This window comes from Microbispora sp. H10830, assembly GCF_014161375.1.
GTDB classification, from domain to species: domain Bacteria; phylum Actinomycetota; class Actinomycetes; order Streptosporangiales; family Streptosporangiaceae; genus Microbispora; species Microbispora catharanthi.
This window is the reverse complement of record NZ_JABBWX010000016.1, coordinates 189,030-200,322: the sequence shown is the minus strand read 5'-3', so window position 1 is coordinate 200,322 and position 11,293 is coordinate 189,030. Positions and strand designations below refer to the sequence as shown.

General features: G+C 70.9%; 10 protein-coding genes. All 10 read left to right on the top strand.

From position 1 onward, the window contains the following. Positions 1–740 precede the first annotated feature (740 nt). A complete protein-coding gene (locus tag HHX35_RS33765; protein ID WP_182902708.1) occupies positions 741–2,024 on the top strand; it encodes a folylpolyglutamate synthase/dihydrofolate synthase family protein in 1,284 nt (427 codons plus the stop codon). Continuing rightward, the gene (locus HHX35_RS33760; protein ID WP_310739483.1) at positions 2,021–2,371 is read left to right on the top strand and encodes a DUF4233 domain-containing protein; all 351 of its coding nucleotides are present in this window, start codon (positions 2,021–2,023) and stop codon (positions 2,369–2,371) included. The genes HHX35_RS33765 and HHX35_RS33760 overlap by 4 nt, the downstream gene beginning before the upstream one ends. Before the next feature lie 11 nt (positions 2,372–2,382). Beyond that, the gene (locus HHX35_RS33755) at positions 2,383–3,906 is read left to right on the top strand and encodes a hypothetical protein (RefSeq protein WP_182902690.1); all 1,524 of its coding nucleotides are present in this window, start codon (positions 2,383–2,385) and stop codon (positions 3,904–3,906) included. Positions 3,907–4,216: 310 nt separating this feature from the next. Further along, on the top strand, positions 4,217–4,627 hold the full coding sequence (gene ndk, locus HHX35_RS33750) for a nucleoside-diphosphate kinase (RefSeq protein WP_030505860.1): 411 nt from the start codon (positions 4,217–4,219) through the stop codon (positions 4,625–4,627). Positions 4,628–4,846: 219 nt separating this feature from the next. After that, positions 4,847–5,878 (top strand): rod shape-determining protein, encoded by a 1,032-nt coding sequence (locus tag HHX35_RS33745; RefSeq protein WP_139576225.1) that lies wholly within the window; start codon positions 4,847–4,849, stop codon positions 5,876–5,878. Positions 5,879–5,886: 8 nt separating this feature from the next. Then, positions 5,887–7,140, top strand: coding sequence for a rod shape-determining protein MreC (locus tag HHX35_RS33740; protein ID WP_220506201.1), 1,254 nt, complete (start codon positions 5,887–5,889; stop codon positions 7,138–7,140). Between the two features lie 3 nt (positions 7,141–7,143). Next, complete coding sequence (mreD, locus tag HHX35_RS33735) at positions 7,144–7,662, top strand: rod shape-determining protein MreD (protein ID WP_139576227.1); 519 nt, start codon at positions 7,144–7,146, stop codon at positions 7,660–7,662. Further along, the gene (gene mrdA, locus HHX35_RS33730; protein WP_182902689.1) at positions 7,659–9,713 is read left to right on the top strand and encodes a penicillin-binding protein 2; all 2,055 of its coding nucleotides are present in this window, start codon (positions 7,659–7,661) and stop codon (positions 9,711–9,713) included. The genes mreD and mrdA overlap by 4 nt, the downstream gene beginning before the upstream one ends. A 12-nt stretch (positions 9,714–9,725) precedes the next feature. Next, the gene (rodA, locus tag HHX35_RS33725) at positions 9,726–10,898 is read left to right on the top strand and encodes a rod shape-determining protein RodA (protein ID WP_182902688.1); all 1,173 of its coding nucleotides are present in this window, start codon (positions 9,726–9,728) and stop codon (positions 10,896–10,898) included. Between the two features lie 129 nt (positions 10,899–11,027). Next, a complete protein-coding gene (locus HHX35_RS33720; RefSeq protein WP_139576230.1) occupies positions 11,028–11,276 on the top strand; it encodes a hypothetical protein in 249 nt (82 codons plus the stop codon). Positions 11,277–11,293 lie beyond the last annotated feature (17 nt).

Sequence of the window (11,293 nt, the reverse complement as noted above, 5' to 3'; positions counted from 1 at the left end):
CCCGGAAGTTAAGCCTGTCAGCGCCGATGGTACTGCACCGGGGACGGTGTGGGAGAGTAGGACACCGCCGGACAATCTTTGTGGAGGGCCACCCTGTTTGGGGTGGCCTTTCCGCATTTCCCGGGGGATCCCCCCCGTCCCCCCGGTGCCCCGCGCCGGATCGTGCGGGTGTCGCGGACAGCATGTGCTGGCGCGTGTGGGTGTGTTGGTGGTGTGGGTGCCCCGGCTGTGGTTGGCCGGGGCTTTCGCATGTCCAGGGGTTGGTTGCGGGCCGGCGCCGATCCGGAACGCCGTCGGAATGCGGTTGGGATTGTGCTGCGGGGCCGCACTCCGGCAGCGCAAACAGCCCGGGGGAGCCGACCTGGCCGGGGCGCGAGCAGCGGCCCGGGAGGAGCGGAGCGGGCGGGAGGACCGCAGCGAAGGCCCAGCGGAGCGGGCTTCGCGAGGACCGGACCTTCCGACCGGCGCAGTGACGTCCCAACCTCACCGGCCCCAACCTCACCGACCCCAACCCCACCCCACCGACCCCAACCCCGCCGCCAACCGCAACCCCACCAACCCCACCGCCACCACGCCCACCGCGACACGTCGTCAACTGATGCGGCGACATCCCACCCGATGCCCGTGCGTGGACCACCCCGTGCTCGCATCACCCGCACCGCGTACCACCTCGTGAAGGGGTGGCTACGAGTTCCCGTACGCTGAGGGTCGTGGAATATCGAGCCGTCGAGCAAGCGATCATGGCACGGGGAGTGGAGTGGGATTTCAGCCCCACTCTTGACCGGATCACCGCGCTGATGGAGATCCTCGGCGACCCCCAGCACTCGTACAAGGTCGTTCATATCGCGGGCACCAACGGGAAGACGAGCACCGCGCGCATGGTCGAGGCTCTGCTGCGCGAGCGTAACCTGCGGGTGGGCCGCTACACGAGCCCTCATCTGCAGTCGATGCGCGAGCGCATCTCGATCGACGGCGAGCCCTTGTCGGAGGAGCGGTTCGTCGAGGTGTACCAGGACATCGCCCCCTACCTCGAGATGATCGACGCGAGGGTGGGCAAGCTGAGTTTCTTCGAGGTGCTGACGGCGATGGCGTTCGCCGCGTTCGCGGACGCTCCCGTGGACGTCGCCGTGGTCGAGACCGGCATGGGTGGCACCTGGGACGCGACGAACGTCGCCGACGGAACGGTTGCCGTCATCACGCCCATTTCGCTCGATCACACCGACTACCTCGGTCCGGACATCGCGACGATCGCCGGTGAGAAGGCCGGCATCATCAAGCCGAAGGCGATGGCCATGCTGGCACAGCAGGCGCTGCCTGCTGCCGAGGTGCTGATGCGGCGCGCGGCCGAGGTCGGTGCGGTGGTCGCCCGCGAGGGGCTGGAGTTCGGGGTGCTGCATCGCGAGCTCGCCATGGGCGGCCAGATGCTGCAGCTCAGGGGCTTGAAAGGCGTGTACGAGGACGTGTTCCTGCCGTTGTACGGCGCGCACCAGGCGGGCAACGCCGCAGGCGCCCTGGCCGCCGTGGAGGCGCTGACGGCCGGCGACGACCCGTTGGGCGAGGAGGTCGTACGGCAGGCCTTCGCCCAGGTGAGCAGCCCCGGGCGGCTGGAGATCGTACGGCGGGGCCCGACCGTCCTGATCGACGCGGCGCACAATCCCGCGGGCATGGAGGCCACGGTCGAGGCCCTGACCGAGGCGTTCGGGTTCACCCGGCTCGTCGCCGTGGTGGCCGTGATGGCGGACAAGGACGTGGACACGATTTTGGACCTGCTGGAACCGGTGGCCGAGGAGATCGTGGTCACCCGCAACTCCTCTCCTCGCTCGCTGAGCCCGGACGACCTCGCGGCCCGGGCGGAGGCCGTGTTCGGCCAGGATCGCGTCCACATCGAGGACCGGCTCGACGACGCCATCGACAGGGGCGTCGCGCTGGCCGACCAGGGCGACGAGTTGGGCTCCGGCGTCCTCATCACCGGTTCGGTCGTGACCGCGGGGGACGCGCGCATCCTCTTCAAGGCCGCCAAGTGAACAGCGTCGTGTTCGAGGTGACCCCCGGCATGCGCCGGCTCTGCGCGACCGTCCTCGGGATGCAGGCGATCGTCGTCGCGCTCATCAGCCCGGTCGCGATCACCATCAACCACGTGTCCACGCCGCTCGCGCTGACCGTCGGACTCGGCCTGGCCGTCCTGTGCGTGATCGTCGCCGGCATGCTGAAGCGCCCGTACGCGTACATTGCGGGCACTGTGCTTGAAATCCTGACAATCGCCACAGGATTCCTGGTCCCGGTCATGTTCTTCCTCGGGGTGATCTTCGCCGCCCTGTGGATAACGGCCATCTTCGTCGCTCGCCGTGTCGAAGGGACGACGAAGCGCTAAAGTCGGCAACCATGGCCGTCCCTCCCGTACCGCAGGCACGGACCGCCGTGCCGGTCCGTGCCGTGCGCGTCCCTCTGCTGGTCGACGTCGTCATCGGGCTGCTCACCCTGGTGGCCCTTCCGCTCGCGCTCGTCGCCATCCCGAACACGATCTCCGTCGTGGCGGCGCTGCTGCCGCCGGGCGTGTCGCAGGTCGACATGATCCGCGCACACGGCCTGGCGCTGCCCGCCATGCTGGTGACCGTGCCGCTCGCCGCGGTCGCGGTGCGCAGGTTCCGCGCGGCGCCGATCCTCGTGGCGGGGCTCACGCTGCTCGCCCTCGCCGACGTCGCCGGGGGGTACACCGACACCGTCGCGCTCGTCGGCGTGCTGCGGGTGCTCCACGGGATCGGCGCGGGCATGCTCGTGCCGGCCACTCTGGTCGCGGTCGCCGAGCGTCCCCGGCACCGGGTGCTGCTGCCGATCTGGGCGGGCGCGCTCGCCGCCTCGCTGCTGTCGGCCCAGGCCCTCGCCCTGTGGGCGATCCGCGACGTGTCCTCCTGGCAGGTCACCCTCCAGCCGTATCCGCTGCTCACCGGGGTGGCGCTGGCCCTCGCCGCGGCATACCTGGTGCTGTGGATGATCTCCGGCGACGGCGGGACGCGGGCCGAGGGGGAGATCCTGCCCGCGGGCCGGCCGACGTCGGCGGAGCGCGGGCGGCTCGCGCTGGCCATCGTGCCCGCCGCGGCCATCGCGGTGCTGGGCGTCGGGATCACCTTCGACTGGCCGCCGCGCCTGGTCGTCGTCGCCGCGGCGGTCGTGGTGGTGGCGATGCTGGCCCTCGCGGCGCTCGGCACGTTCGAGGGGCCCGGCGGCCGTACGCTCGCCTTCGTCAACGTCGCGGTGGGGCTGGTGGTGCTGCCGACCGCCGCGCAGATGACCTACATCGAGCTCGGCGGCCCTCTGGGCGGTCCCGGCCTCAAGGGCCTGTGGGTGCCGTTCCTGGTGGCCGCGGTGACCGCGCTCGTGGGCGCCGTCCTCACGGGGCGGGCGCCCGAGGCGCTCGCGGCCCGGATGACGGTCCTCGGTCTCGCGGCCGTCGTCGCGGGGCTGGCCGCGATCAGGCTGCTGGTCCCGGCGCCGTCGGGCACGCCGCTGGTGGTGCCGTTCGTCCTGCTGGCCGCCGGGTCGGCGGTGGCGCTGGTCGGCGCGTTCCGCACGGCGGGCCTCGGATCGGCGATGCTGGGGCTGTCGCTGTGCTTCCCGGCCGTGCTCGCGGGCTTCCTGCTCGGCACCGGCATCCAGGTGAACCGGCTGCGCGACGCCGCGGAGACCGCGCAGGGCGACGGGAACGCCCTGGTCGACGGGTTCATCGACGCGCTGCACATATGGGCGCTCGTCGGTGGGTTCGTCGTGGTCGGAGTGATCGTGCTTTCCTCCGTCCTGACCCGGCGGGCCGCCGCCGCGTCGGCGGACGGTGAGGTGGTGATCCCCGCGCCGACCCCCTCGCCGGAGGAGGACGACATCATCCCCAGGGACGCCGGCCCCGCACAGTGACACCGCGCCGCACAGTGACACTGCGCCGCACAGTGACACTGCGCCGCACATCGACACCGCCGCACATAGCGCCGCGCACAGGGACGCCGTCCCGGACGCTCCGCTCCGGCAGTCACAGATCGGCCGCAGCAGATCCGCCGGCGCAGACCCGTCGACGCCGGACTCGTCCGATCGGAGCGGCGTTCCCGGACCGGTAAGCTGCCGTTGCGTCGGAGCTTCCCAGCTGAAGCTCGCCAGGCGCTGACGAGTGGGCCCGCGATCCGCCGGGCCACCGTGTACGGCGAGTCAAACGACCTTAGGAGAAAAGACCGTGTCCGAGCGTACGCTTGTCCTGATCAAGCCCGACGGGGTCCGTCGCGGCCTCATCGGGGACGTCATCGGCCGCATCGAGCGCAAGGGCCTCAAGATCGTGGCGATGGACCTGCGCACGCTCGACGCCGAGACGGCCAAGGCCCACTACGCCGAGCACTCCGAGCGCCCGTTCTTCGGCGAGCTGGTGGAGTTCATCACCGGCGGCCCGCTGGTCGCGATGGTGCTCGAGGGCCCCCGGGCCGTCGAGGCGTTCCGCGCCCTGGCCGGCCTGACCGACCCGGTGAAGTCCGCGCCCGGCACCATCCGCGGCGACCACGCCCTGGAGATCGGCGAGAACGTCGTCCACGGTTCCGATTCGCCGGAGTCCGCCGCCCGGGAAATCAAGATTTTCTTTCCGGACCGTTTCTAGTCCTTGCCACACGAGAGGCCCCGGTTTAAACCGGGGCCTCTCGTGTTTTTCCAGGTGGTGACCGAGCTTAGGTCGGGGGACAGCGGTTTTTCCGGGGGCTTGAGAGCTCGATGTGCCCAGTCATGAGCACGTGCCGTTACGATTCGAATGCGATGCGTCATCCCGCACTCCCGCTGAACCCGGTAACCGCTAACCACCTGAAGGAAGGCTTCCTTCCGCATGGGCAGCAAGCTGACATTCCTGGGCCGTGACATGGCTGTCGACCTTGGCACGGCGAACACTCTCGTCTACGTCCGAGGGCGCGGCATCGTCCTGAACGAGCCGTCCGTCGTCGCCATCAACGTCACGACAGGAAAGATCGTGGCAGTTGGGATAGAAGCGAAGCGGATGATCGGGCGGACGCCCGGAAACATCGTCGCGATCCGTCCCCTGAGGGACGGTGTCATCGCGGATTTCGATGTGACCGAGCGAATGCTGCGGTACTTCATCCAGAAGATCCACAAACGGCGGCACTTCGTGCGTCCGCGCATCATCGTGGCCGTGCCGAGTGGCATCACCGCTGTGGAGCAACGCGCTGTGAAGGAAGCGGGCTACCAGGCCGGGGCCCGCCGTGTGTACATCATCGAGGAACCGATGGCGGCCGCGATCGGAGCCGGCCTGCCGGTCCACGAGCCGACCGGGAACATGGTCGTCGACATCGGCGGCGGCACCACCGAGGTGGCCATCATCTCGATGGGCGGCATCGTGACCAGCCAGTCGATCCGCGTCGGGGGCGACGAACTCGACCAGGCGGTCATCGCCTTCACCAAGAAGGAGTACTCGCTGATGCTGGGCGAGCGCACGGCGGAGGAGGTCAAGATCGCCGTCGGGTCCGCCTGCGTCACGGGCGAGGACTTCCACGCCGAGGTGCGCGGCCGCGACCTGGTCAGCGGTCTGCCGAAGACCGTGGTCATCAGCGCCGAGGAGATCCGCAGGTCGATCGCCGAGCCGGTCAACGCGATCGTCGACGCGGTGAAGTCGACGCTGGACAAGTGCCCGCCGGAGCTCTCCGGTGACCTCATGGACCGGGGGATCGCCGTGACCGGTGGCGGCGCCCTGTTGCGCGGCATGGTCGACCGGTTGCGCGAGGAGACCGGCATGCCGGTCCACCTGGCCGAGAACGCGCTCGACTCGGTCGCGCTCGGCTCCGGGCGGTGCGTGGAGGACTTTGAAGCCCTCCAGCAGGTGCTCGTGCCGGAGCCCCGCAACTAAGGAGCGTCATGAGAGACACCCGCCGCGCCCGTCTCATGCTCGGACTCCTCCTCGCCGTGGCGCTGATCCTCATCACGGTGGATCACCGGGCCGGGAACAACCGCGTCCTCGGCCCGGTGCGCGACTTCGCCGGCGCCGTGTTCGGGAAAGTCGAGCGCGTCGGCGCCGCCGTCACGCGGCCGATCACCGGATTTGTCGGCATGCTGCGTGACGCGCCCTCCGCGCAGCGCGCCATCGCCGACCTGCGCAAGGAGAACGCGCGGCTACGGGACGAGGTGTCGGCGCAGCGGCTCGACAAGGGGCGGGCCGAGAAGCTGGACCACATGCTCGGGCTGGCGGGGCTCGGCCGCTACCGCATCGTGCCGGCCCAGGTCGTCGCGCGGCGTACGGTGGCAGGTTTCGAGGACACGGTCGAGATCGACGCCGGCACCGGCGACGGGATCCGGCCCGACATGACGGTGCTCAGCGATGCCGGGCTGGTCGGCCGCGTCGTCCAGACAGGCCCGGCCGGCTCGACGGTGGCCCTGCTGACCGACCCGGCCCTGTCGGCCGGGGCCAGGCTGGAGGGTGGCAACGAGCTCGGCGTCGTGAGCGGCCTCGGCGAGGCGGGCGGAGGCGGCAACCTCGTCAGGTTCCGCCTGCTCGACTCCACCGTGCCGATCGGCGTGGGCCGCCGGATCGTCTCGTTCGGTTCTCAGCAGAGCAAGCCGTACGTGCCGGGGGTGCCGATCGGCGTGGTCGAGCGGGTGGACAACACGCCGGGTGAGGTGACCAGGACGGCCTACGCGCGGCCCTTCACCGACTTCTCCTCGCTGGACGTCGTCGGCGTGGTGGTCGCGGCGCCGAAGCGTGACCCGCGCGACGCGGTGCTGCCGCCGAAGCCGCCACCGCCGAAGCCGCCGCGTGAGGACCAGCGGCGCGGCGGCGACGGCCGCGGACAGGGGCGCGCCTCGCTGGAGGCCGAGTGGGGGCTCGGCGACCGGGGCCGCGGCGCGGGCGACGAGTCACGGGCCACGACCGAGCGGCAGACGCGCGAGGCCCGGCCCGAGGCCGCGCGGGAGCGGCGCGGCCGGCACGGCACGCAGGCCGTGGACGGGGAGCAGTACGCCCAAGAGCAGTACACCCAGGAGCAGTACGCCCAGGAACAGCACGCCCAGGGGCCGCCCGCCGCCCGTGAACGGCCCGCCGCCGGCGAGCCGCGCAACGCGCCTCGGCAGCACGACGGCGCCGCGGCGGACGACGGCCGCGGTGGGAGGAACTGACCGATGGCCCGCAACCTCCTCGCCGCGTTGCTGCTCTTCGTCGCTCTGGTGCTCCAGGTCAGCGTGGTCAACCGGCTGTTGTTCTCCTGGGCGCCCGACCTGGTGCTGTTGACGGTCGCCGCGCTCGCCACCAGGCGCGGGCCCGTGCCGGGTGCGGTGATCGGCTTCTGCGGAGGGCTCGCCTACGACCTGCTGCCCCCCTCCAACCACACCCTGGGCCAGTACGCGCTGGTGCTGTGCGCCCTCGGCTACGCGGCCGGGCGTGTGGGAGAGCGGGTGCCGCTGCCCGCGGTGGCGGCGTGCGCCGTGGTCGCGCCCGGCATGCTGGCGGGTCTGGGCGCGCTGATCGGCGCCCCGGGGGTCACCTGGCCGGTGCTGGCCACGGCATGGCCCCGGGCCGCGATCTGCAATCTCGTGGCCGCTCCGCTGGTGCTCTGGGCGGTCAAGGTCACGCACGGCGGCCACCGCAGGCGCGCAGGTGGTGGCGAGCTCGTGCCGAGCTGGAGACGGGGGACGGCATGACACGTTTGCGCGGACGCCTGCTCGTCCTGCAGGTGCTGGTCATCGCCATGATCGTGGTGCTTGTCGTCCGGCTGTGGCAGGTCCAGGTGGTGCAGGGGTCGCGGTTCGTCACGGTCGCGACGGAGACGCGCACCCGCGAGGTGCGGGTCCCCGCCCTGCGAGGGGCGATCCTCGACTCCTCCGGGCGCCCGCTCGTGCGCAACCGCACGACGCTGGTGGTCTCCGTGGACCGCGGCCGGCTGGAGCGGATGCCGGACGGCGGCGACGCCGTCCTGCGCCGGCTGTCCACCGTGCTGAAGGTGCCGCTGTCGAAGCTGAAGCAGGAGATCCGGGCGTGCGGCCCCGGCATCAGCCGCCCGTGCTGGCCCGGCTCGCCGTACACGCCGATCCCGGTCGCCAACAACGTCAACCCGCGGGCGGCGCTGCAGATCCTGGAACGCCAGGAGGACTTCCCCGGCGTCACAGCCGACATCCAGGCGATCCGCGACTATCCCAACGGCAAGGACGCCGCCCAGCTCCTCGGCTACCTGCAGCCGGTGACGCAGAGCGAGCTGGAAAAGCGCGAGGGTCTCAAGGCCAACTACTCGGGCGTCGACCTCACCGGCCGCGACGGACTGGAGCGCACCTACGACTCCGCCCTGCGCGGCACGCCCGGCCTGCGCAACGTCCAGGTCGATCGGATGGGCAAGGTCATCACGGTCAACCAGCAGTCCGACGCGGTCCCCGGCGACATCCTGGTGACCAGCATCGACGCCAACGTGCAGCGCGTCGTCGAGAAGTCGCTCGACCAGGCCATGCGGGAGGTGCCGAACTCGGACGGCGCCGCCGGCGTGGTGCTCGACGTCAAGACCGGCCGCGTGATCGCGATGGCCAGCCGGCCGACGTACGACCCCAGGGTCTGGACGGGAGGCATCGCGGAGAAGGACTATCGGCGGCTGCTGTCGGACAAGTCGGGCAAGCCGCTGGTGTCCCGGGCGATCGCCGGCGAGTACGCCCCGGGTTCGACCTTCAAGATCAGCTCGGCGTCGGCGATGGTCGCCGACGGAGAGCCCCTGCACGGCACCTACCAGTGCCCGAGTTCCTACAACGTCGAGGGCCGGTCCTACCCGAACGCGGGCGGCATGAGCCTGGGCGCGATCTCGTTGCACGAGGCGCTGGTCAAGTCGTGCGACACCGTGTTCTACAAGGCCGGGTACGAGGAATGGCTGCGCGACGGCGGCAAGACGCCCAAGGCCAAGGTCAAGGAGCCGATGCCGACCATGGCCAAGGCCTACGGCTTCGGCAAGCGCACCGGCGTCGACCTGCCCGGCGAGTCCGCGGGCCGCATTCCGACCCGGGCATGGAAGCTCGACCTGTACAACTCCACCAAGTCGGAGATGTGCAAGCGGGCCAAGATCGGCTACCCGGATATGAAGGACCAGAGCCGGGCCGCGTTCGCCAAGCGCCTGGCCAACGAGAACTGCCTGGAGGGCATGATCTTCCACGCCTACGAGGCGGTCAACCTCTCGATCGGCCAGGGCGACGTCCTGGTCACCCCCCTCCAGCTCGCTCGGGCGTACGCGGCGCTGCTGGGCGACGGCAACGTGCGCAGCCCGCGTGTCGGCTGGGCGCTGATGCGTCCGGACGGCACCCTTAAGCAGGAGATCCCGGTCCCGATCGTGGGGCACCTGCCGGTCAACGACGAGACCCGCACCTACATCCGCAAGGCGCTCAGCGAGGTGCCCTCGGACGGCACGGCCGCGGGCGCGTTCCGCGGGTTCCCGATGAACATCGTCAAGGTCGGCGGCAAGACCGGTACGGCGGAGGTCTACGGCAAGGAGGACACGTCGTGGTTCGCGTCCTTCGCGCCCGCGGACAATCCGCGGCTGGTCACCGTGGTCATGGTGGCGCAGGGCGGCTTCGGCGCCTCGACCGCCGCGCCCGCCGTGCGGCGCATCTGGGAGGGGATCTTCGGCCTCGGCAAGGGGGACGACGGCAAGCCGCTCAAGCCGGCGCTTCCGGACGGCAAACCGGTGACGCGGCTGCCGGCCATCAGCCGCGAAACGCAGTGAGGCGGACCTGCCATGACTGAAGCCATCGGGGTACGGCGGAGGTCGTTCGCGAGCCGCGTGGTCGGCCGGGGATCGGTCGTCTGGCGGATGGACTGGCTGCTGTTCGGCGCGGTGGTCGCGCTCAGCGCGGTCGGCACGCTGCTGGTGTGGTCGGCCACCCGGACGTGGTCGTCGATCGAGCCGACGGGCATGGCCAAGAAGCACGTGCTCAACCTGCTCATCGGCCTGGCCCTCTACAGCGCGGTCGCGGTCACCGACTACCGCTGGCTGCGCACGTACGCGCCGGTCCTGTACGGCATCGCCGTCGTCGGGCTGATCCTGGTCATCAGCCCGATGGGATCGACGATCAACGGCCACCACTCGTGGATCCTGCTGGGCGGGGGCTTCGCCCTGCAGCCGGCCGAGCTGATGAAGCCGGCGCTGGTGGTGATGCTGGCGCGGCTGCTGGCACCGACGTCCGAGAAGGGGAAGAAGAAGGACCGGCCGAGGGCCTCCGGTCTCGCGCTGTCCGTCGCGGCGGCGGGCGCGGCGGCGGCGCTGGTCATGCTGCAGCCCGACCTCGGCACCACGATGGTGCTGATGGCGACGACCGGCGCGATGATCGTCTTCGCCGGGATACGCAAGCGCTGGGTGGGGGCCGGGGTGCTGCTCGCGGCCCTCGCGGCGATGGCGGTGTGGTCGCTGGGGCTGCTCAAGCCCTACCAGGTGGCCCGGTTCACCGCGCTCATCGATCCGTCGAGCGACCCGCGCGGCGTGGGCTACAACAGCACGCAGGCGCTGGTGGCGATCGGGTCGGGAGAGGTGTTCGGCAAGGGCCTGTTCCACGGCGGCCAGACCACGGGACGCTTCGTGCCCGAGCAGCACACCGACTTCATCTTCACCGTCGCGGGCGAGGAGCTCGGCTTCGTCGGGTCGGTCACCGTGGTGGCCCTGCTCGGCGTGGTGCTGCTGCGCGGCGTGCGGATCGCCCGGATGTGCGGCGACCGGTTCAGTGGGCTCGTCTCCGGCGGCATCATCGCGTGGCTCGCCTTCCAGACGCTCGTGAACGTCGGCATGACCATCGGCATCATGCCGATCACCGGCGTGCCGCTGCCGTTCGTCTCCTACGGCGGCACGGCGACGTTCGCGAACATGACGGCGGTGGCCATCCTGCAGGCGATCCACCTCAGGTCGCGGCCCGTGTGACCTGTGCCGCCCCCATGAGAGCCGTCCGCAGGGTGGCGGACCCCGGCTCTCACTGGTGTCCGCTCCACGCGGCGAACATCATGGGAACAGAACAGGTTCGGGGGTTGAACGAACCATTACGGAGGAACCGTGACTCCGGACGACGAGGTGCGGGAGCGCGAGCGCGCCCTTGACCTGCTGCGCAGGGCCTTCCCCGACTACCGGATCGTGTACGGCGGCGGACGATGGGCCGCCGCGGCCGCGGGCGACCCGCCGACGGTGTGGTTCGCCCAGACGCCGGCCAGCCTGTGCGGTCAGCTGTTCACAGCCCAGTTGCGCCGCGGCGGGACGGTCGTTCCTCTCCGGCTGGAGGAGAGCGACTCGCAGTGCGCGAGGTGACCGGTTCGTGACATGCA

Coding starts and splice junctions, on each gene's coding strand:
- rodA (WP_182902688.1), top strand. CDS start 9,726: ATGACTGAAGCCATCGGGGTACGGCGGAGGTCGTTCGCGAGCCGCGTG.
- mreD (WP_139576227.1), top strand. CDS start 7,144: ATGGCCCGCAACCTCCTCGCCGCGTTGCTGCTCTTCGTCGCTCTGGTG.
- HHX35_RS33740 (WP_220506201.1), top strand. CDS start 5,887: ATGAGAGACACCCGCCGCGCCCGTCTCATGCTCGGACTCCTCCTCGCC.
- HHX35_RS33755 (WP_182902690.1), top strand. CDS start 2,383: ATGGCCGTCCCTCCCGTACCGCAGGCACGGACCGCCGTGCCGGTCCGT.
- HHX35_RS33745 (WP_139576225.1), top strand. CDS start 4,847: ATGGGCAGCAAGCTGACATTCCTGGGCCGTGACATGGCTGTCGACCTT.
- mrdA (WP_182902689.1), top strand. CDS start 7,659: ATGACACGTTTGCGCGGACGCCTGCTCGTCCTGCAGGTGCTGGTCATC.
- HHX35_RS33765 (WP_182902708.1), top strand. CDS start 741: ATGGCACGGGGAGTGGAGTGGGATTTCAGCCCCACTCTTGACCGGATC.